This window comes from Streptomyces olivochromogenes, assembly GCF_001514115.1.
GTDB classification, from domain to species: domain Bacteria; phylum Actinomycetota; class Actinomycetes; order Streptomycetales; family Streptomycetaceae; genus Streptomyces; species Streptomyces olivochromogenes.
The window spans coordinates 173,845-194,272 of sequence record NZ_KQ948451.1; the positions used below are offsets into that span (position 1 = coordinate 173,845).

At 72.4% G+C, this 20,428-nt stretch carries 20 protein-coding genes; 8 read left to right on the forward strand and 12 right to left on the reverse strand.

Annotation, left to right across the window (positions count from 1 at the left end; all coding sequences use genetic code 11):
- Positions 1–2: 2 nt before the first annotated feature.
- Genes AQJ27_RS00785 through AQJ27_RS00795 form a run of 3 tightly spaced genes read right to left on the reverse strand, consistent with a single transcriptional unit; the run spans position 3 to position 4,327 of the window.
- The gene (locus tag AQJ27_RS00785; RefSeq protein WP_067360146.1) at positions 3–2,780 is read right to left on the reverse strand and encodes a helix-turn-helix transcriptional regulator; all 2,778 of its coding nucleotides are present in this window, start codon (positions 2,778–2,780) and stop codon (positions 3–5) included.
- The gene (locus AQJ27_RS00790; RefSeq protein WP_067360147.1) at positions 2,777–3,700 is read right to left on the reverse strand and encodes an alpha/beta hydrolase; all 924 of its coding nucleotides are present in this window, start codon (positions 3,698–3,700) and stop codon (positions 2,777–2,779) included. The genes AQJ27_RS00785 and AQJ27_RS00790 overlap by 4 nt, the downstream gene beginning before the upstream one ends.
- A gap of 21 nt (positions 3,701–3,721) precedes the next feature.
- Positions 3,722–4,327 carry an NADPH-dependent F420 reductase gene (locus AQJ27_RS00795; protein WP_067360148.1) on the reverse strand — a complete coding sequence of 202 codons (606 nt, stop codon included), beginning with the start codon at positions 4,325–4,327 and terminating at the stop codon, positions 3,722–3,724.
- A gap of 354 nt (positions 4,328–4,681) precedes the next feature.
- Between AQJ27_RS00795 and AQJ27_RS00800 the strand changes: the two genes are divergently transcribed.
- Positions 4,682–5,482, forward strand: coding sequence for an endo alpha-1,4 polygalactosaminidase (locus AQJ27_RS00800; RefSeq protein ID WP_235613425.1), 801 nt, complete (start codon positions 4,682–4,684; stop codon positions 5,480–5,482).
- Between the two features lie 114 nt (positions 5,483–5,596).
- On the forward strand, positions 5,597–7,288 hold the full coding sequence (locus AQJ27_RS00805; RefSeq protein ID WP_201264240.1) for a phospholipid carrier-dependent glycosyltransferase: 1,692 nt from the start codon (positions 5,597–5,599) through the stop codon (positions 7,286–7,288).
- A gap of 10 nt (positions 7,289–7,298) precedes the next feature.
- Here AQJ27_RS00805 and AQJ27_RS00810 read toward each other — a convergent pair whose 3' ends face one another.
- Together AQJ27_RS00810 and AQJ27_RS00815 are read right to left on the reverse strand one after the other, a co-directional pair.
- Entirely contained in the window at positions 7,299–7,832 is a 534-nt protein-coding gene (locus tag AQJ27_RS00810) for a flavoprotein (RefSeq protein ID WP_067360156.1), read from the reverse strand.
- 50 nt (positions 7,833–7,882) lie between these two features.
- Entirely contained in the window at positions 7,883–8,341 is a 459-nt protein-coding gene (locus AQJ27_RS00815; protein WP_067360158.1) for a nuclear transport factor 2 family protein, read from the reverse strand.
- Positions 8,342–8,459: 118 nt separating this feature from the next.
- Here AQJ27_RS00815 and AQJ27_RS00820 point away from each other — a divergent pair, with 118 nt between their 5' ends.
- Positions 8,460–9,041, forward strand: coding sequence for a TetR/AcrR family transcriptional regulator (locus AQJ27_RS00820; RefSeq protein ID WP_067360160.1), 582 nt, complete (start codon positions 8,460–8,462; stop codon positions 9,039–9,041).
- A gap of 320 nt (positions 9,042–9,361) precedes the next feature.
- Here AQJ27_RS00820 and AQJ27_RS00825 read toward each other — a convergent pair whose 3' ends face one another.
- Complete coding sequence (locus AQJ27_RS00825) at positions 9,362–9,556, reverse strand: ferredoxin (protein ID WP_054234301.1); 195 nt, start codon at positions 9,554–9,556, stop codon at positions 9,362–9,364.
- A gap of 19 nt (positions 9,557–9,575) precedes the next feature.
- Positions 9,576–10,763, reverse strand: a complete 1,188-nt coding sequence (locus AQJ27_RS00830) for a cytochrome P450 (RefSeq protein WP_235613424.1) — start codon at positions 10,761–10,763, stop codon at positions 9,576–9,578.
- A gap of 405 nt (positions 10,764–11,168) precedes the next feature.
- On the opposite strand from AQJ27_RS00830, the gene AQJ27_RS00835 reads away from it, so the two are divergent.
- On the forward strand, positions 11,169–11,798 hold the full coding sequence (locus AQJ27_RS00835) for a LysE family transporter (RefSeq protein WP_067360164.1): 630 nt from the start codon (positions 11,169–11,171) through the stop codon (positions 11,796–11,798).
- Positions 11,799–11,931: 133 nt separating this feature from the next.
- Complete coding sequence (locus AQJ27_RS00840; RefSeq protein WP_067360165.1) at positions 11,932–12,375, forward strand: nitroreductase family deazaflavin-dependent oxidoreductase; 444 nt, start codon at positions 11,932–11,934, stop codon at positions 12,373–12,375.
- A gap of 138 nt (positions 12,376–12,513) precedes the next feature.
- Here the strand turns inward: AQJ27_RS00840 and AQJ27_RS00845 are convergent, their stop codons facing one another.
- Positions 12,514–13,017, reverse strand: a complete 504-nt coding sequence (locus tag AQJ27_RS00845) for a cation efflux transmembrane domain-containing protein (RefSeq protein ID WP_067360166.1) — start codon at positions 13,015–13,017, stop codon at positions 12,514–12,516.
- Positions 13,018–13,128: 111 nt separating this feature from the next.
- Between AQJ27_RS00845 and AQJ27_RS00850 the strand changes: the two genes are divergently transcribed.
- Entirely contained in the window at positions 13,129–13,446 is a 318-nt protein-coding gene (locus AQJ27_RS00850) for a DUF4235 domain-containing protein (RefSeq protein ID WP_079064799.1), read from the forward strand.
- Between the two features lie 89 nt (positions 13,447–13,535).
- Here the strand turns inward: AQJ27_RS00850 and AQJ27_RS00855 are convergent, their stop codons facing one another.
- The 3 genes from AQJ27_RS00855 to AQJ27_RS00865 all read right to left on the reverse strand — a co-directional run bounded on the left by AQJ27_RS00855 (position 13,536) and on the right by AQJ27_RS00865 (position 15,226).
- The gene (locus AQJ27_RS00855) at positions 13,536–13,928 is read right to left on the reverse strand and encodes a VOC family protein (RefSeq protein ID WP_067360168.1); all 393 of its coding nucleotides are present in this window, start codon (positions 13,926–13,928) and stop codon (positions 13,536–13,538) included.
- Positions 13,929–14,000: 72 nt separating this feature from the next.
- Positions 14,001–14,462 carry a pyridoxamine 5'-phosphate oxidase family protein gene (locus AQJ27_RS00860; RefSeq protein WP_067360170.1) on the reverse strand — a complete coding sequence of 154 codons (462 nt, stop codon included), beginning with the start codon at positions 14,460–14,462 and terminating at the stop codon, positions 14,001–14,003.
- Positions 14,459–15,226 (reverse strand): TetR/AcrR family transcriptional regulator, encoded by a 768-nt coding sequence (locus tag AQJ27_RS00865; protein ID WP_067362567.1) that lies wholly within the window; start codon positions 15,224–15,226, stop codon positions 14,459–14,461. Before AQJ27_RS00865 ends, AQJ27_RS00860 begins: the two co-directional genes overlap by 4 nt.
- Before the next feature lie 129 nt (positions 15,227–15,355).
- On the opposite strand from AQJ27_RS00865, the gene AQJ27_RS00870 reads away from it, so the two are divergent.
- Both AQJ27_RS00870 and AQJ27_RS00875 read left to right on the forward strand, forming a co-directional pair.
- A complete protein-coding gene (locus AQJ27_RS00870; RefSeq protein ID WP_067360172.1) occupies positions 15,356–16,849 on the forward strand; it encodes an APC family permease in 1,494 nt (497 codons plus the stop codon).
- 12 nt (positions 16,850–16,861) lie between these two features.
- Positions 16,862–18,529, forward strand: a complete 1,668-nt coding sequence (locus AQJ27_RS00875; protein WP_067360174.1) for an amidohydrolase — start codon at positions 16,862–16,864, stop codon at positions 18,527–18,529.
- Between the two features lie 61 nt (positions 18,530–18,590).
- Here AQJ27_RS00875 and AQJ27_RS00880 read toward each other — a convergent pair whose 3' ends face one another.
- Positions 18,591–20,312, reverse strand: coding sequence for a fatty acyl-AMP ligase (locus AQJ27_RS00880; protein WP_067360176.1), 1,722 nt, complete (start codon positions 20,310–20,312; stop codon positions 18,591–18,593).
- Positions 20,313–20,428: the final 116 nt, after the last annotated feature.

Genomic DNA, 20,428 nt, shown 5'->3' on the forward strand with positions numbered 1-20,428 from the left:
GGTCATTCCCCCGGCTCGGGCAGCGCGTCGCGGAGTTGGCCGCGGGAGGTGATGCCGAGCTTGGGGAAGATCCGGTAGAGGTGGAAGCCGACCGTACGGGGCGAGAGGAAGATCCGTTCGCCGATCTCCCGGTTGGTCAGGCCCGCTGCGGCGAGGCGGGCGATCTGCAGCTGCTGCGGGGTGAGTTCGGCGAGACCGTCCGGGGAGCTCGCCGACGCGCTCGCCGGGGTGACGCCGGCGGCGCGCAGTTCGGCGCGGGTACGGTCCGTCCAGGGGCGGGTGCCGAGCCGTTCGAAGACCTCCAGCGCCGCGGCGAGCAGGGGGCGCGCCTCCACCGCGCGGCGCCGGCGGCGCAGCCACTCGGCGTAGTCGAGGCGGACCTGTGCCCGTTCGAAGGCCCACTGGTCGCCCGCCGGGTCGGCCAGGGCCGCCGTGAAGTGCCGTTCGGCATCGTCCGGTTCGGCGAGCAGGGCCTCAGCCCGGTGCACGATCGCGGTGAGCCGCGCGGATGTCTCGCCCTTGGCGAGGCGCCGCCTGGTCGTGTCGAGGACGAGCCGTGCGTCCTCGGCCCGGCCCGTGCGGACGGCGGCTGCCACGAGGTCGGCCAGGTAGTAGTCGGAGGCGTGGAAGTGCAGGGGCGCGGGCTCCGGCTGCCGGGTGTAGACGGCGCGGAAGCGGTCGTAGGCCGCCGCGTGGTCGCCCTCCGCGAGTGCGGCGGCGCCCAGCGCGTAGTGCGTGCGCACCTGCAGGCTGCGGCAGTTGGGCAGGTCGATGCCGTGCACGGCGCGCTGTACGGCGGCGCGGGCCTCTTCGGTGTCGCCGCGCAGGGCGAGCAGGGTGGCGCGGAGCACGGGCGCGCCCACCACCACGTTCTCCAGCCCGCCTTCGGCGGCCAGGCCGTACGCCTCGTCGAGTGCCGCGCGGGCCTTGGTCCAGGACCCGCTCTCGTAGAGGGCCAGCGCGAGGGCCTGGGCCACGGTGGCGTTGGCTCCGGAGGTCGGGGAGCGGCGCAGATGGTCCATGGCCGCGCCGAGCAGGCGTATCGCCTCGGCCGTCTCGTCCAGTACCCAGGCCGCCCCGCCGGAGACGACCAGACGGGAGAGCGGGACGTCGACGCCTGATCCGGGCTTCGGCAGGGGCGCGGTCCAGGTGGCCGCGAGCAGGCCGAGGGCCTGGGCCCGGTTCCGTACCGGATCGCAGCCGGCCAGGGCCCAGAGCCGGCCCGTCTCGTCGTCCTGGGGCGGCACGCGCTCCACGATCCGCAGGATGTTCTCGCGGTGTTCCGGGGCCCCGGAGTTGTACGCGGGTGTGGTGGCCGTCGCCAGGGCGTCGAGGGTCAGTACGGGGTCCTCGTCGACGGCGGCCTCGGCGACCGGCAGCAGGAAGCCGAGCGAGCCCGCGAACTGGGTGGTCACGGCGAGCGCCCAGCCCGCCAGGAGCGAGGCCTCGGCGAGGAGGGCCGGTTGGTCGGTGAGGGTGGCGACCTGGGCGCTCAGTTCGCCGACCCAGCGCGGGTGACCGGCGTACATCGCCATGGTCGCGGCCCGTACCAGGCGCCCGGCGCGGACGGTGGGGTCGGGGCTGAGCCGGGCCGCGCGTTCGAGGGCCGTCGCGGCGGCCGCGTAGCCGCCGCGGCGCTGTGCCCGGGCCGCGCTGTCGTCGAGTTCCCGGGCGGCCTCCTCGTCGACGCCGGAGGCGGCGGCCGCGTGGTGCCAGGCACGGCGGTCGGGATCGCCGACGAGGACGTCGGCGAGCGCCCGGTGGGCGGTGTGGCGTTCGGTGTAGGTCGCGGCCCGGTAGACCGCGGAACGTATCAGCGGATGGCGGAAGCGGACGCGGTCGGCGTCGATGCGGACGAGTCCGGCGCGTTCGGCGGGCAGCCAGTCGTCCGGGGTCGCCCGGTCTCCCACGGCCGAGAGGATGACGGGCAGCTCGGCACTCTCCGCGGCGGCCGCGAAGAGCAGCAACGCACGGGTGGCCGGGGGAAATTCGGGAAGGTCCGCGGCGAAGATGGCTTCCAGCCGGTCGGTGAGGGGCAGCGCGTCCTCGTGGGCGGCGGCCGGGTCGCGCGCCACGGCCCGGGCGAGTTCGACGAGGGCCAGGGGGACACCGGCCGCCTGTTCGAGGACGCGGGAGCGGGCCCGTCCCGCGGGTGGCCGGGGCTGATGGTCGAGGAGCCGTCCGGCGGCGGCCGGATCGAGCGGTTCGATCGTCAATCGGTCGATCTGACGGTCGAGTTGTGCGGGTACGGCGGTGTCGCGCGCCGCCAGGAGCAGGGCGACCGGCTCGCCTTCGAGGCGTCGGGCCACGAAGGCCAGGACGTCGAGGGTGCCCAGGTCCAGCCAGTGGGTGTCGTCGATCACCAGGAGGAGCGGACCGTGCTCCGCGGCGTCGGAGAGCAGGGTGAGCGCGCCGAGCGAGGTCAGCAGGGGGTCGGAGACCGTCCGCGTGCCGTCGTCGAGTCCGAACACGCCGAGCAGCGCGGCCCGCTGGCGTGCGGGCAGCCCCTCGGCCAGGTCGAGTAAGGGGCGCAGCAACTGGTGCAGTCCGGCGAAGGCGAGGCCCGACTCACCCTCGCTCCCCCGGCAGCGCAGCACCCGTACCCCGGACCGGCGGGCCATGCGGGCGGCGGCGTCGAGGAGGGCGCTCTTGCCCGCGCCGGGTCCTCCCGTCATCAGCAGGGCCCCGGTCCGCCCCGTCGTGAGAGCGTCCACCAGCCTTGACAGCAGGGCCAGTTCATGGTCCCGGCCGACGATCCACTCGTCACCGAGCGGCGTCATGAGTCGGACCCGGGGAACGCCTCGGAGGTGAAGGCGAGGAGGGCGTGGGCGACCGCGCCGGGGCTCTCCAGGAGCATCTCGTGCGTACCGTCGATCCCGACGACCCGCACGGCGGGCCGCCGCGCGGCCAGTTCGGCGAGATCCCTGGCGAGCCCCTTCCCGTACGCCGTCATCAGTTCGTCGAACCAGGGCAGGCCGGGGGCGGGCGGCACGGGTCGCGCGGCCCGTCCGAGCAGAAGTGGCCGCCGCGTCCGCGCGAAGGCGTCGAAGAGCTCGAAGAGGTCGAGTGCGTCGACGGCGGCCAGCATCTCCAGCACGAGCGCGCGTTCGGGGCGCACCACCAGCCGTCCGTCGGGCGCGGGCCGCACGGTACGCAGCAGCCCGGCCTCCAACAGTTCGTAGGGGATGCCCAGTTGGTCGGAGAGTGCGCGCTGCTCGGCGAGCAGGTCCTTGAGGCCGTCCACCGGAAGCGGTTCGCCGGACACCGTCGCGGCCGCCGACTCCCGCACCTGGGTGAGGCGCTCCTCGACATACGCCGCGTCGAGGCCCACGTACTGGTCGGGTCGGCCCCAGCCGTATCCGTCCAGGTTCACCGCGCCGGGCGTGGCGTCCGGATGCTCCAGCGCGTACCGTACGGCGATCATCCCGCCGAGCGAGTGCCCGACGGGCAGCGCGCCGGGAAGGCCGTACCGCTCGAGTACCGCCTCGATGTCGTCCAGTACCCGGGGAAGACTCCAGGTCCCCGACGGTGAGAGACCGTGTCCGCGCAGGTCCACGGCGAGCACCCGGTGCCGGGGGACGAGGAGGGGGGCCACGGCGGCCCAGTCGGCGAGCGTACGCCTGGCTCCGTGCAGCAGAAGCAGGGGTGGGCCGTCACCACCGTGGTCGTGTACGGCCAGTTCGATGCGGTCTGCGGTCATGTCCTGACAATACGGCGTGGGTCAGGGCTCCAGGAGCAGATTGAGCGTCGGCAGGGGGCCGCCCGGGAACTGCTGCAGCCGTCCGCCGGACGCCAGTGGGCCCAGATCGATGACCGCCCACCCCACCCGCTCCGCCAGCCGCGTGACGCGCTCGTTGGCCCCGGGGTGGTTTCCCGAGAGGAAGATCACCCGCCGTCCGACGAAGGTGCGCGGATCGGAGCCGAGCACCGCCGGTGTCAGTGTGTTGAACGCCTTCACCAGGCGTGCTCCGGGGACGAGTTCGGCGACGACCTCGCTGGAGGTGCGGCCGTCGAGGTCGGCGACCTTGAAGTCGGGCGGTCCGAGCGGGTTGGTGGTGTCGATGACGATCCGCTCCTGCCAGTCGAGGACGTCCGCGGCTGCCACCGCCTCGCTCAGCCGTCGCCACGGCACGGCGAGGACGACGATCTCCTCCTCGGCCGACTCCGCGACGGTGGCGGGCGTCAGGGCCGGGCCGATCGAGGCGGCGAGGTCCCGCAGTGACTGCGGGCCCCGGCTGTTGCTGATGACGACGCGCTCGCCCGCCGCCACGAACCGATAGGCGAGGGCCTGTCCGATGGCTCCGGCACCGATGATTCCGATGGGCACGAGGTGTCCTCCTCCGTGAGTTCCGCGGCTACGACAAGAGGGTGACGGTCAGCATCACGCCGCAGGTCACAGCGACGCTTCTGTCATGTGACTGGGCCGGGTCCGCGACGCGGGCGGGTGTCGCGGGGCCGCCTTGACTCGGGCGTCGTCGAGACGATTTGATCCTGAGGTGCCCAGGCGCCGCGCCGGGCACGCAGAGGTGCGCCCAGCCGGTAGCGGACACCGTTCGAGTCCGGCCAAAGTCGCCAGGACCGCGGGAGCGTCCGAGGCGGGGTCGTACCCGCGATCGATGGAGCCGACATTCCCGCCCAACGTGTTTCCCGTGTCGCCGGCCTGGGGGCAGCCGCCGCCCTGGTGGCACTCGCGACGCTGGTGAGCTGTACGACCGGGTCGGACGACGGGACGCCGCCCCAGCAGGGCAAGGCCTCCCCGCCGAGCACGGCGGCCGTACGACTCCCGCCGCTCCACGCGGGCTTCGACTACCAGATCGGCGGCGCCTATCCGCCACCGTCCGGCGTCCGCATCGTCAGTCGCGACCGTTCGGACGCGCCCGCGCCCGGCCTGTACAACATCTGTTACGTCAACGCCTTCCAGGCCCAGCCGGACGAGTCGAAGGCGTGGCCGGCCGATCTGCTGCTGCGGGACGCGCACGGCAAGGTGGTCATGGACCGCGACTGGAACGAGGCGCTCCTCGACCTCCGCACACCGGCCAAGCGCAAGCGGGTGGCCGCGCGGGTCGACCGCTGGGTCGACGAATGCGCCGACAAGGGATTCGACGCCGTCGAGCCGGACAACTACGACAGCTACACCCGTTCCGGCCATCTGCTGACGGCGAGCGACGCCACCGCGTTCATCACCCTCCTCTCGGCCCACGCGCACGCCCGGGGGCTGGCCATCGGACAGAAGAACACCTCGGAACTGGCCGGGCTCAGGTCGAGGACCAAGCTCGACTTCGCGGTGGCCGAGGAGTGCGGCCAGTACGACGAGTGCGGCACGTACGCAAAGGCGTTCGACGACCGGGTGGTGGACATCGAGTACACCGACAGCGGTCTGCGCAAGGCCCTCGCGAGCTACGGGGGCCGGCTGAGCATCGTGCGCCGTGATGTGCAGGTGTCGACGCCGGGCAGTGCGGAGTACGTCCGCCGGACGCGCTGACGGACGCTGCCCCGGCCCGCGAGAGGTCACCGGGCATACTCGCACCGAAGCCGGGTGGATTCCGGATGAGCGGGTGCGCACGGAGCGGACGTATCAAAGGGCATGTCGACATCCATGGCCAGCAGGCAGGGCGACCGCCTGCCCACGAGCACCGCCAGACCGCCGGGCCGCTTCGATCGGCTCCGGCGGCACCGGCGGTGGCTGCTCGCGCTGGCGGTGGTCGCCCTGCTGGCCCAGATGGCGGTCGCGATGGTCACGGCGGCCGCGCAGCAGACGCCGACGATCGACGAGCCGGTGTACGTGGGCACCGCGGAGACCTATGTGCGGGAACACAGCCTGCGCTTCAACCCCGAGCATCCGCCGCTGGGCAAGCTCATCATCGCGACCGGACTGGTGTTCGCCCATCCGCACCTGGACGCCCACTTCACGGGTGATCAGACGGCGCTCGGACGGCGGCTGCTGTACGAGTCGGGCAACGATCCCTGGCGGGTGATGCTGTGGGCGCGACTGCCGGTGATCGTGCTGACGCTGCTGTTCGGTCTGGTCGTCCTCGCGTTCGCCCGTGAACTCGTCGGCTCCGTGGGCGGGTTGGTGGCGCTCGCGCTGTACGCGTTCTCGCCCGACGTCATCACCAACGGCTCGCTCGCCACACTCGACGTACCGGCCGCCGGTTTCCTGCTGACGTCGGTGTGGCTGGCGTGGCGGGCCCGGCGCCATCGACCCCTGCTCCACCTCGCTCTCGCGGGGGCGGCGCTCGGCGCGGCGCTCGCCACCAAGATGAGCACGCTGCCGGCGGTGCCGGTGCTGCTGCTCCTGGTGTTCCTCTCCTTCTGGCAGGCACGCCGCACGCCGGGCCTGGGCCTGCGCGCACAACCGCGGCTCGTCGGCCTGGGGGTGGCGGTGGCGGCCGGTACGGCGCTGGTGGCGCTCGCCGTCGTCTGGGCGACCTACCTGGTCGTCGACCCGCAGCTGCGCTGGACGGCCCCCGCGAACCTCCCGGCCGTGCACGGTCTGCGCGGGCTCGTGATCGACTGGCTGCCGGTGCCTCGGCCGTACCGCGACGGGATGCGGATCCAGTTCGGCTTCGAGAACGACGTGTGGACCGGCTTCCTGCTCGGACGGCTCTACCACGGCTCGCTCTGGTACTACTTGCCGGCCGCGCTGCTGGTGAAGACACCGCTCGGCATGATCGCGCTCTGGCTCATGGGCCTCGGCGTGATGGCCGCCGTGCCCCGGCTGCGGACCGCCGCCCCGTACGTCCTGCTCCCCCCGGCCGTCCTGCTGGCCGTGGCCATGACCGGGTCCCGGGACCTCGGCGTCAGATACGCCCTCTTCGTCCCGGTGTTCCTGGCGGTGGCGGCGGCCGGGGTCGTCGCCCTGCGCCGGCGCTGGGCCCACCTCGTCACGGCGGCGCTGGTCGGCTTCGTCGCGATCAGTTCGCTGCGCGCGTTCCCGTACTACCTGCCGTACTCCAACGAGGCGTTCGGCGGACCCTCGCAGACCCGTCTGCGGCTGCACGACTCGAACGTCGACTGGGGGCAGGACCTGGGCCGCCTGGCCGACCGTCTGTCCGAACGGTATCCGCACGAGCGGGTCTGGCTGGTCTACAAGGGCAGTGGTGTGCCCTCGTACTACGGGATCGAGGCGGCCGATCCGCGCAAGGTGCCGCCGAGCGAGGTGCACGGACTGCTCGCCGTGTCGGACACCGCCGTCGCGAAGGCCGACGGCCGTCTGGCGGCGCTGCTCGACGGCGCCACGCCCATCGACGACGTCGGCCACTCGATCACGATCTATCGTCGCGCGTGACCTCCGGGCGTCACGCGCGGGGAGCGAGCAGGTCCAGGGCCGCTCCCCAGGGGAACTCCGCGCGCAGGCCGTCCTCCCCCGGCTCCCCGGAGTAGCGGTCACCGAACCGGACACCCATCCCGCGCAGCCGCTCGACGCTCCCCCGGTACGCGGGGTGCGCCGCCAGCGCGTCGCTCACACAGGGCAGTACGGCGATCGGGACGTCGAGGCCGTACGCCTCGTTCAGCGTGCCGAGCGCGAGGGTGTCGGATATGCCGGCCGCCCACTTGTTGACGGTGTTGAAGGTGGCCGGGGCGACGGCCACCGCGTCGGGGGCCGGGAAGGGGCGCGGGTCGCCCGGCGCCCGCCAGGCGGACCTGATCGGGCGACCGGTCTGCGCCTCGACGGCCGGCGCGTCGAAGAAGCCGAGCCCCTGCGGGGTGGCGATGACGCCGACCGCCCAACTCCGTTCCTGTGCCGTGGTGATCAGTTTGCTGACGTCCCGCGCGACACCGGCCGCGCACACGACGACGTACAGGAAGGGCTTTTCGGCGTGTCCGGTCACGTGGGGAACCCTAGTGAACATGTGGGATCGCCGGTGGACACGCTGGGTGCCTAGTGGACCGGGAAGGTGTCCCCGCGTTCGGCTTGCGGGCGCGGGCCGAAGATGCGGCGCTCGTGCTCCTCGATGCGTACGTCGTTGATGCTGGCCTCGCGCCGGGTCATCAGCCCGTGCTCGTCGAACTCCCACAGCTCGTTGCCGTACGACCGCCACCACTGCCCGTCGGCGTCGTGCGACTCGTACTGGAAGCGGACGGCGATGCGGTTGCCGTCGAAGGCCCACAGGTCCTTGCGCAGGGCGTACTCGTCTTCGCGCGCCCACTTGGCGGTGAGGAGTTCGACGATCTCGGCGCGGCCGGTGACGAAGGTGTCGCGGTTGCGCCAGACCGAGTCCTCGGAGTAGGCGAGGGCGACCTTGTGGGGATCACGGGTGTTCCAGGCGTCCTCGGCGGCCTGGACCTTCTGGACCGCGGTCTCACGGGTGAAGGGCGGGAGGGGCGGGCGGTCGTTCATGAGGGGGGTGTCCTTTCAGGTTCACGCGAGTCTGCTCGACCCAAATGGAGAACGTGCGTTCTCACCTTCGACTGCTAACGTAGAGAACGTTGGTTCTCGCGTCAAGGAGCAGCCCCGTATGGACAGCACATCCGCCCGCGAACAGGCCCTCGCCGCCGCCCGGGAACAAGCGCTGGACGCCGCGGAGGAGCTGTTCTACGCCCGTGGCATCCAGACCGTCGGCATGGACGACATCCGCGGCGCCTCGGGGGTCTCCCTCAAGCGGCTCTACCAGCTGTTCCCGGCGAAGGAGCTCCTGGTCGAGGCGTATCTCGAGCGGCGCGACGTGCGCTGGCGGCAGCGGCTGGCCGAGCACGTCGACGGGTACGAGGAGCCCGGGCGGCGGATCCTGGCGGTGTTCGAATGGCTGGGGCAGTGGTTCGCCGAGCCCGACTTCCGCGGGTGCGCCTGGATCAACTCATACGGCGAACTGGGCGCGACCTCACCACGCGTGGTCGCCCAGGTCCGCGGCCACAAGGGAGCGTTCAAGGACTACCTGGGCGGCCTGGTGACCGCCGCGGGACTTCCCGGCGCCCTCACCGACCAGCTGTTCCTGCTGGCCGAGGGCGCCATGGTCACCGCGGGCATCGCACGAAGCACGGAGCCGGCCGAGCAGGCGGGCGGGGCGGCACGGGTGCTCGTCGAGACCCAGCGACGATAGGTCCTGTCCGGCGGATCAGGTCGCAGGCAACGGGCGGCGCCTCATGAACGCGGGTGAGCGGGGGCTGGTGCGTCCGGCTGCAAGGCGGAGGAGGAGGACGTCGACGCGATGGGGTCCCCCTGCTCGAAGAGCCTGAGGGAGGGCGCGCCAAGCCCCGCGTCTGCGGCATGATCCGCCGGACAGGCCCAGGCCGACGCCCGGCGGGGGCGGCCGGCGTGAGTCGGCCGTCCCCGTCGAGTGGTCCCGGCGGTCGTCGAGTGGTCCTCGGCGGTCGTCGAGTCGTTCCCTGGTCTCGTCGCGTGGGCCTCGTCGCGTGGGCCTCAGCTCTCGGAGACGGTGATGGCGCCCACCGGGCAGGCCCGCGCGGCTTCCCGGACCAGCGGGTCACCGCCGCCGTCCTCACGGCCGGGCAACAGCGCGCTGAAGCCGTCGTCGTCCTGGGTGAAGACGTTCGGCGCGGTCAGCGCGCACTGTCCCGCGCCGATGCACACGTCCTTGTCGATGGCGATCTCGATACTCATGGCCGCCAGCCTCTTACCAGGTCACGGGGAGTTCCAGCATCCCCTGGATCGTGTCTCCCGCTTTGAAGGGAATCTCGTCCGCCGGCACGGCCAGACGCAGTCCGGGCAACCGGTCGAAGAGCGACAGCAGGGCGATCTCCATCTCGGCGCGGGCGAGGTTCTGGCCGAGGCACTGGTGGATGCCGAAGCCGAACGCGACGTGATGACGGGCCGAACGGTGCCAGTCCAGGGCGTCCGGCTCGGGGAAGGTGCCCGCGTCACGGTTGATGACGGAGGTCGAGAAGACCACGCCCTCGTCGGCGCGGATCGTCGCCCCTGCCACCTCGATGTCCTCGGTGGCCACCCGCAGCAGCCCGTCGGCGATGGACAGGAAGCGCAGCAGTTCCTCCACGGCGGCGGGCATGAGCGTCGGCTCGGCGCGCAGTTCCGCCAGCTGCTCGGGATGGTGCAGCAGGGTGAACGTGCCGAGCGAGATCATGTTCGCGGTCGTCTCGTGCCCGGCGACCAGCAGGATCGTCGCCAGACTGATCAGCTCCTCGCGGTCCACCTTCCCCTCGCGCAGCTGTTCGTGGATGAGCTCGTCGAGGAGCCCGTCCCCCGGGTCCTTCCACTTGCGGTCGATCAGCGCCCCGAAGTACGCCTCCAGCTGGTCGCGCGCGTCCTGGGTGTCCGCGGCGGCCGGGCCGCGCAGCAGCCTGCGGGACTGTTCCTCGAAGAACTCGTGGTCGGCGTACGGGACGCCGAGCAGCGCGCAGATCACCATCGAGGGCACCGGCAGCGCGAAGGCACTGACCAGTTCGATGGGCGGGCCCTGCCGCTCCACGGCGTCCAGCAGCCGGTCGACGGTTTCCTGGATGCGCGGACGCAGGGCCGCGGTCCGTTTCAGGGTGAAGCTCGGCACGAGCATGCGGCGCTGGGTGTGGTGGGCGGGATCGTCGAGCCCGAGCAGCGCGACCCGCCGGTTGCGGGACTGGGCGAACCGCTCCGTGGGCATCGGGAACGCCGGGCGGGTGCGGTCGGACGAGAGCCGGGGATCGGTGAGCAGTTCGCGGGCGGTGCCGTGCCCGGTGACGACCCACACGTTGCGCCCGTCGAACAGGGAGACGCGGGACAGGGGGTGTGCCTCGCGCAGGGCGTCGTAGGCGGTGGGCGGGTGGTAGGGACACGTGCGGTCCTGGGGGAAGGCAACGGGTTCTGTCATGAGTGACCTCGCAAGCGATGGTTCCCTCTTGCCGATCTTCATTAGATGCCCCAGGCACCTATAGGAGCCACACAAAGTTCGGCCAGATGCCCCGGACGGACCATCTGGCCGATCACCGTCGCCGGTCGGGGCGGCCGCCGGGCTCCCACGGGCCTCGGCCGCCGCCCGGGTGCCGTACGTACGGCGCGTGTGTGGCTCGATCCAACCGCTACCTCCACGGTACACACCCGCCTTCGGTGGCTCGGTGACGTCCTCGCGTAATTCGCTTGCACGGGCGGCTCGAGGGCCCCAGGATCTGCCCATGCCCACGATCGAAGCCCTCCTGCCGCCGACCTCCGCCGCCGCTCGTCCGGTGCGGGTCCAGCAGCAGCCCGGCCGTCCGCGGAGGCCCAAGCTTCCCCGGTCGTGACCGCCGCGCTCGTCGCGGGGCTTCTCGCGGGCTATGGCATCGCCATCCCCGTCGGAGCGGTCGCGACCTATCTCGTCTCCCTCACCGCCCGTACGTCCCTGAGAACCGGCGGGTGCGCCGCACTGGGCGTCGCGACCGCCGACGGGCTGTACGCCCTGGTCGCCGCCCTCGGGGGCGCCGCGCTCGCCGCCGCGCTGCGACCGGTGCTCGTGCCGTTGCGCTGGGCCTCCGCTCTGGTGCTGCTCGCCATGGCCGTACGCGGCGCGGTCGGCGCGGTGCGCCAGTACCGCGAACAGCGGCTCACGGCCCGGTCCGTACGGGACCCGGTGCACCCGGCGCGCGCGTACCTGACCCTGCTCGGGATCACCCTCCTCAACCCCACCACCGTGATCTACTTCGCCGCCCTGGTCCTCGGCAGCCGGACGGCCGAGGCGGTGCGCCCCCTGGAGCAGGGGGTGTTCGTGCTCGCCGCGTTCGTCGCGTCCGCGAGCTGGCAACTCCTGCTCGCCGGCGGCGGCGCGCTGCTCGGCCGGGCGCTGACGGGACACCGGGGGCGGCTGGTCACGGCGCTCGCGTCGAGTGCCGTGATCGTGGTGCTGGCGATACGGATGCTCGTCGCACCATGAGGAGTCACCGTGAGGAGTCGCCATGAGGAGTGGAGCTCGCGCACCTGCGGGCCGGGTGCGGATGATTCGCGTCGGTGCTGGTGTTGAATCATGCCGAGACAGGATCAGCACGAGCGACGATGGGACGGAAGTCATGCCTCTTGAGGGTGAGTACGAACCCAGCCCGACGCAGTGGGTGCGCGACCAGGTGGAGTTGTACGAGGGCTCCGGCGGCACCAAGGGGACCACGCTGCTGGACACGGGACTGCCGGTCATCATTCTCACGACCCGGGGTGCCAAGAGCGGCAAGATCCGCAAGACCCCGCTGATGCGGGTCGAGAACGACGGACGTTATGCGGTGGTCGCCTCGCAGGGCGGCGCCCCCAAGCACCCGGTCTGGTACTTCAACGTGCAGTCCGATCCGCACGTGGAGCTCCAGGACGGGGCCGAGCGCCAGGACATGACGGCGCGTGAGATCACGGGTGAGGAGAAGGCCCAGTGGTGGGAGCGCGCTGTCGCCGCGTACCCCCCGTACGCCGACTACCAGAAGAAGACGGACCGCGAAATCCCCGTCTTCGTGCTGGAGCCGACGGACTGACCGCTCCTCACAGAAGATCCGTCCGACCGACCCGGACTGAGATTCCGTCCGACCGGACTGAGATTTCGTCCGACCGACCGGACTGAGATTTCGTGGAAATCGGTGCGCATGATCCGTCGCGCGCCGGGCACCCGTGCCTCAGGCCCCGCCGCGCTCCCCCGTCGCGGCGGGGCTTTCCGCTGTCACCTTCCCGCGCGCCGCGGTCTGTGCCGCACCCGCGTCGGTGACGTCCAGGAAGATCTGGTCGGCCTCCGGGACGGTGTGGGCGACGGAGCGTTTGATGCGGACGGCGACCTCCTCGACCTCCTCGCCGTCCAGGCCCGGCACGAGGTCGATCCGGGCGGCGACCAGGGTCGAGTCGAGTCCGAGCTGCATGGTGAGCAGCGCCTCCACGCTGTCGATCTCGGGCTGCGCCTCCAGCAGGGCCCGGATCCGACGGCTCGCCTCCTCGTCGGCGCCCCGCCCGAGGAACACCTCGTTCACGCTGTCGGCGACGGAGTGAGCCGCCTCGGAGAGGAGCGCGGGTGAGCCCGCGAGGAGGCCGCCCACCGCCTTGGCCACGGCGATCAACAGGTTGGCGCCCAGGGCGACCAGCACGGTGAGGCGCGTCCTGCGGTCCGACTTGTTCGGCTTCCGGTTCACCTCGGCCGGTTTCCCCTGCGTGGCCGCCTCACACTTCGGCGTACGCCCACGCCCTCTACCCCGCGCCCGGATTCGGTGACACCGTCGGCCTCGACCAAGAAGGAGGACCAGGTGTCCAAGAAGGTGTCCAAGAAGCCGAGGAAACTCAAGCTCCCCCTCGCCTACAAGCCCCTCGGCTTCGCGCTGGGCTGGGCGAGCGGCGCGCTGGCCGGGATCGCCTTCCGGGCGACCTGGAAGGCGATCCGGCACGAGGAGGACGCACCCGACGCCCTGGACAAGGACCGGGGTTGGGGCGAGGTGCTGCTCGCCGCGGCCCTTCAGGGCGCCTTGTTCGCGGTGGCGCGCAGCGCCGCGGACCGTACGGGCGCGAAGGCCGTCGAGCGCTCGACGGGGGTTTGGCCGTCCTCGGACAAGGGCGGCCGGGACTGAGGACCGGCGACCCGCGCGAGACCGGCCTGGCGCGGGCCGGGCGCTCAGCCCTGTTCCGGTCAGCCCTGTTGCGGTCAGCCCTGTTGCGGTCAGCCCTGTTTGGGTGTGGTCGACGGGAGGAGGCGCAGGGTGAAGGAGTGTCCTGACGGGTCGGCGTAACCGCGCTCCTCGAACGGGCCGGACGGGTCCTTGGTCTCGATCGGGCGCCCGCCGAGGCCGATGATCCGGCGTTCCGCCTCGTCCAGGTCGGCCACCTGGAAGTCCAGGTGCACCTGGAGGGAGTTCTCGGGACGCGGCCAGCTGGGCGGCGTCGCCGTCACGTCGCGGCGGAACGCCATCCGGATGCCGTCGACGCCCCTGATCTCCACACGGTTCGCGGTCGCGTCCGTCTCCTCGGCCTCGATCAGCTCGCTGTAGAAGGCGGCGAGCTTCTCGGGCTCGGCGCAGTCCAGCACCACGACGCCTGCGGTGACCAGTGCCATGTGTCCTCCGTACGGGTTCCGGGCGCGGGCGGCGGCCGCCCGCTGTGTTCCCGGTTACCCCGTAGGCCGAATTCAGTCCGCCACGAGCCACTCCCCGTCGCGCATCAGGTCGCGCCCGGTGAGTTCGTCGGCCTCGCGCCAGGCCTGCACGCGCCGCGGGGTGACACGGAAGTAGAGGTACGCCGTGGTGAGTCCGCGCGGGTCGAAGCCGGTCTTCTCGGCGAAGGCGTCGCCGACTCCGTCCGGCAGCGCGACGGCCTCCAGCGCCTCGGCGGTTCCCTCGACGAGCACCACGTCGCGGGTCGGGCCGATGCCCAGGCGCACCTTGCCGCTCGCGCGCAGGTTGCGGCCGGTCGGACTGGCGGCCGGGGTGGCGAGCAGCAGGGTCGTGTCGTCCCAAAGGAAGGACAGCGGGATCAGGTACGGCGTTTCCCCGGCGCCGTCGGCCGTGGACACCCAGCAGTCGACGTCGTGCTCCAGCCGGTGGAGGGTGTCGTGCTTGCGTTGCTTCGGAGATCGGGCGGGCGGCTTCATGGGCGGGCGGACTCCTGATCTTCTGCTCGGGCCTGGAAAGGACCGGCGTGACCGGCGTGCTCGGTGACCTCTTCCAGGCAGGCCGCCGCCGCGGTCAGCAGCATGTCCAGCGCCACCGGATAGGCGCTGCGGCGCATGTCCACCAGCAGATGACGGGCGGTCGCCGCGATGTGCGGGTGGGTGTCGGCGGGCAGCCGGGCGTACGTCGCCCGCCACACGCCCGCCTCCGCGTCGCGCGCGGCGCGCGGGAGCGCCAGGCTCGCCGCGTCGAGGGCGGCGAAGGCCAGGGACTGGTCGACGAAGGCGTGGTAGATCCGCACCGCGTCCGGGTCCGGGAAACCGGCTCGGCGCAGCACGCCGAGGATGGTTTCGACGGCCTCGATCTCGTGGACCCGGCCGGTGACGCGGTAGGAGCTGAGCACCGCGGCCTGCGGATGCGACAGGGCTCCGGCGTGTATCCGCAGGCCGAGATCCCGCAGGTCGGCGCGCCAGTCCCCGGCGGGGCGCCAGGTGCGCAGGGTGCGGCCGATGAGTTCGTCGGCGATGGCGAGGAGCAGGTCGTCGGTGTCGCGGAAGTACCGGTACAGGGCGGTCGGGTCGGCGCCGAGGGCGAGGCCGAGGCGGCGGACGGTGAGGGCGTCGGCGCCGTGCTCCTTGAGCAGGCGCAGCGCGGTCTCGACGATCAGCTCCTCGGAGAGCACGACTCCGGTCTTGGTGGGGCGCCTGCGCCGCCGGGCGGCGGGCGGGACGACCCGGTCGTTCATGGACGTCATGGACTCTCCCTCCGGTGCGGGCACCTTATGTCAACGGCGTTGACCTGTTAAGGCCCCGGGCAGTTTCATTTCCGGTCATCGGGCCGGAATCAGGCCCCCTGGGTGCGATCGGAGCAGGCCATGACGCAGCAGCCCTACGGTGAGGACCCCCCGTCCCTGCGCAAGTCGCTCGGCGTCGTGGACGGCGTCGCCATCGCCGCCTCCAGCACGGCGGCCACCACCAGCATCGGCATCGGGTTGGGCGTGACGGCCGGCGTGGTCGGGCTGCATCTGCCCGCCATCATGCTGCTGGCCTTCCTGCCGATCCTCGGGATCGCGGGCGCCTACAGCCGGCTGAACCGGGTCGAGCCGAACGCGGGCAACGGCTATGTGTGGGTGGGCCGTTCGCTCACCCCCTGGCTCGGCTTCCTCGTCGGCTGGGTGAACATCGTGGCCACGGTGGCGTTCCTCGCGTACACCACGGCCGTGACCGGCTCGGCGATGCTCCAACTGGCCGGTGAGGCCGGGCTGCACACGGTGGCGGGGCTGGTGCTGGACCCGGGTTCCACCGCCCAGACGACCGCGGTGGGCATCGTGGTCCTCGTCGCCGTCACCCTCACCGCGGTCACCGGGGTCAGGACCGCGGCCCGGCTGCAGAGCGGGCTGCTCGTCTTCGAGTACGTCGTGCTGCTGGGCTTCTGCGGCTACGGCATCGTCACCGGTCCGCACCCGTTCCGGCTGAGCTGGTTCGACCCGTTCGCGATTCCCTCGGCGTCGGCGCTGGCGCAGGGGCTGCTGCTGTCGGTGTTCTGCTACTGGGGCTTCGAGGCGGCGTTCACCGTGAACGAGGAGGTGCGCGACCCGCGCGACGCCTCACGGGCCGGGCTCATCACGCTGGTCACCATGCTGGGGCTGTTCCTCCTCGGCTCGGTCGCCTTCCAACGCGTGTTGTCCGAGCAGGAGTTGGCCGGGCACGGCGCGCAGGGGCTGGCGTTCTTCGGTGACCGGCTCGCCTCCCAGCCGCTGGCCGCGTTGCCGCTGGTGGCCCTGATGTTCTCGGCCGTCGCCTCGCTGCAGGCCGGGGTGATCCCGACGGCTCGCGGCATGTTCGCGATGAGCCGGGACCGTACGCTCGGGCCGGTGTGGTCCAAGGTCAGCGCGCGGTACGGGACTCCGGCGACCGGAACGCTGCTGATCGGCGCGCTGGCGACGGTGGTCGCCGCCCTCGCCCTGGTGATTCCCCGTCTCGCCGACATGATCATGGCGACGGTGAACGCGGTCGGGATCGTCGTCGCGCTGTCCTACGCGCTCACCGCCCTCGCGGCCGCCGCCCGCTTCCGGGGCCTGCTGCGGGAGGACTGGCGGCAGGGGATACGGGCGGTGGTCCTGCCCTCCTTGAGCGCGGCGGCCCTGCTCACGCTCGGCGGTTATCTCGCCTGGTCCTTCTACACCTCCACCGACCACTTCGAAGTCAGCGCGGACAACGGCTGGTTCCTGCTGCTCACCCCCACCCTGATGATCGCCTCCGGTTTCCTGGCCGCCGCGTGGGCGAAGTGGGTCCGTAAGTCCCCCTACTTCCGTACGGGGCACGGCACCGACGCCGACGCGCCCCAACTACTGGCCACATCCAACTAAGGAAAGATGCACATGCACGCCGATCTCCTCTTCACCGGCGGCCCGGTCCTCACCCCCGAGAGCCACGAGGGTCCCGGGGGTCCCAGGGGCCCCGAAGGCCGCGGCGCGACAGCCGTCGCCGTCACCGGCGACCGGATCACCGCCGTCGGAAACTCCGAGGTCCACGACCTGGTCGGCCCGAAGACGGAGGTGGTCGACCTGGCGGGACGGCTGCTCCTGCCGGGCTTCCAGGACGCCCACGTCCACCCGGTCCCGGCGGGGCTGGAGCTCAGTCAGTGCGACCTCACGGGGGCGAAGACCGCCGAGGAGACCCTCGCCGCCGTACGGGCCTACGCCGACGCGCACCCGGAACGGGAGTGGATCACGGGCGGCGGCTGGTCCATGGAGGCCTTCGCGGGCGGTACGCCGACCAAGGAGCTGCTGGACGCGGTCGTACCGGACCGGCCTGTGTACCTGCCGAACCGGGATCACCACGGCGCCTGGGTCAACAGCCGCGCCCTTGAGCTCGCGGGCGTCACCCGGGACACGCCCGACCCGGCCGACGGGCGCTTCGAGCGGGACGCCTCGGGCGAGCCGAACGGGATGCTCCAGGAAGGGGCCATGCACCACGTCGGCCGGCACACTCCCCGGGCCACCGCCGAGGACCGGCTCGCCGCGCTGCTGCGTGCCCAGCGGGAGCTGCACGCGCTCGGCATCACCGCCTGGCAGGACGCGCTGGTCGGCGCGTTCGTGGGGATGGAGGACCCGTCGGACGCCTATCTGACGGCCGCCCGCGACGGTTCGCTGACCGCGCGTGTCGTCGGCGCGCTGTGGTGGGACCGGGAGCGTGGGGCCGAGCAGATACCCGAACTCGTCGAACGGCGGGCCGCGTCGAGCCACGGCCGGTTCCGCGCCAGCAGCGTCAAGCTGATGCTGGACGGGGTCGCCGAGAACGGCACGGCCGCGCTGCTCGACCCCTATCTGGACCGGTGCGGCTGCGCCACCGTCAATCGGGGGAAGAGTTTCATCGATCCGGCTCGACTTCCGTCATATGTCACCGAGTTGGACGCGCTCGGCTTCCAGTGTCACTTCCACGCGCTGGGCGACCGGGCCGTACGCGACGCCCTGGACGCCGTGGAGGCGGCGCGGAGGGCCAACGGGCGCAGCGACACGCGTCCGCACCTCGCCCATCTCCAGGTGGTGCACCCCGACGACGTACCCCGCTTCGCGCGTCTCGGTGCCACGGCCAACATCCAGCCCCTGTGGGCGGCGCACGAACCGCAGATGGACGAGCTGACCCTGCCCTTCCTCGGGCCCGAACGGGCCTCCTGGCAGTACCCGTTCGGGGCGCTGCTGCGGTCCGGGGCGAGGCTCGCCGCGGGCAGCGACTGGCCGGTCAGCAGCGCCGACCCGCTCCAGGGCATCCACGTCGCGGTCAACCGGGTGGCCCCGGACGGGACCAGGCCGGTGTTCCTGCCGGCCGAGCGCATCGACCTGACGGCCGCCCTCATGGCGTACACGGCGGGCTCGGCGTACGCCAACCACCTCGACGACACCGGGAGCGTACGGGCCGGGGCGCTGGCCGATCTCGTGGTGCTGGACCGCGACCCGTACGCCGGTCCGCCGGAGGAGATCGCTTCCGCGAAGGTCGCCCTGACCTATGTGGGGGGTGAGCGCGTCCACGCGGCGTCGGGAGCCTGACTCCCCTTGCCGCAGTACGAGTGCCGTCCGGCCTCCGGGCGGTACGCCGTACGCGTGGGGCTCACCAGGGATCGAAGTCGCCGTCGAGGAAGCGGGCCCGGCAGGCCGCACGGGCCACCTTGCCGCTGCTGGTGCGGGGCACGGAGCCGGGCGGGACGAGCAGCAGCGCGGCGAGCCGCAGTCCGTGGCGGGCAAAGACCGCGGCGCGTACGTCGCGTTCCCTCGCGCGGGTCTCCTCCTCGGTGGGGTCGAGTTCGCGGCGGTGTTCGGCGACCACGACGAGTTCCTCGCCCGTGTCGTCGGCGCGGGTCACGCCGAAGGCGGCCAGCCGGTCCCGGCGGACGAGGTCCACCGCGCTCTGGACGGTCTCCTCGATGTCCTGGGGGTAGTGGTTGCGTCCGTCCACGATGATCACGTCCTTGAGGCGGCCGGTGACCAGCAGCCGTCCGTCGAGCAGAGCGCCGTAGTCGCCCGTGCGCAGCCAACCCCCCGGGTCGAGCAGCGTCCGATCGGCGCGCTTCCAGTAGCCGCGCCCCATGTTGGGCCCGCGCAGCTCGATCTCGCCGACCCGCCCCTGAGGCAGCGCGGCGCCCTCGGCGTCGACGATCCGCACCTCCTGGCCGACGGGCGCGCCGCAGGACACGAGCACGGCCGCCGCGCCCGCCCGGTCCTGTGCGCTCTCGATCCGCCCCTCGGCGAGCGCACCCGCGTCGCACGCCACCGTCGTGGGCTCCGCCGTGGGCGCGTCCGCCGACACGAACACGGTGGCCTCGGCGAGTCCGTACGCGGGGCAGTGCACCGCCGGGTCGAGGCCCGCGGGTGCGAAGGCGGCACGGAAGCGGTCGATGGTGCCCGGCCGCACCGGCTCGCTGCCGTTGATCAGGGCGCGTACGCGGTCGAGGCGCAGCTCGTCGGCCACGGCGGGGTCGGTGCGGGCCACGCAGTAGTCGTACGCGAAGTTGGGGGCGGCGCTGATCGTGCCGTCGTACGCGCTCAGCAGGCGCAGCCAGCGCGCGGGGTTCTCCAGGAAGGCCGCCGGGTCCATCAGGACGGAGGGGAAGCCGCCGAGGACGGGCGCGGCCACGCTGAGGACCAGGCCCATGTCGTGGAAGAGGGGCAGCCAGCCGACGGCCGTGGTGGCGCCGGGATCGTCGAGGTCGCCCGCGAAGGCGTCGATGGCCTGGCGGGCGTTGGCGACGACGTTGGCGTGGCTGATCATCACGCCCACGGGGTCCCGGGTGGAGCCCGAGGTGTACTGGAGATAGGCGATGTCGTCGGGGACCGGCGCGGCCTCGACCTCGTCGAAGGCGAAGCGCTGGAGGGGGAGCCGGTCGACGGGGACGACCGGTACGGCGGGCAGCGCGTGGTCCAGGACGAAGGCGTCGACCGCGGTGACGGTGGCCGAGTCGGTGAGCAGGCAGCCGGGTTCGCAGTCGGCGAGGACGGCCGCCAGTCCGCCCGCGTGACCGGGGAGCCTGGGGCTGAAGAGCGGTACGGCGATCACGCGTGCGTAGAGGCAGCCGAGGAAGGCCGCCACGTAGTCGAGTCCTTGGGGCATGACCAGGGCGGCCCGGTCACCGGGCGCGGCGAGGGTCACCAGCCGGTCGGCGACGGCGCGGGCGCGGGCGTCCAGGGCTCGCCAGCCGAGGGTGCGGTGCTGTCCCGGGGACGCGGTGTCGGGGAAGTCGACGTGGCTGAAGGCGCGTTGCTGCGGGCGGTGGCGGGCCCAGTGCCGCAGGTGGTCCGTCAGTGGTGCGTCGGCGGGCGGCCGGGCGGGGGTCATGGGGTGGCTCCAACTCGTGGGGACGGTGCGGCTGTTGTCCGGCGGGGTGGGCAAGCAAGGGGACGGGCCCAGCGTCCGCCGAGGGGTGCCGGTCCGGTTAGACGACGTGTTGACAG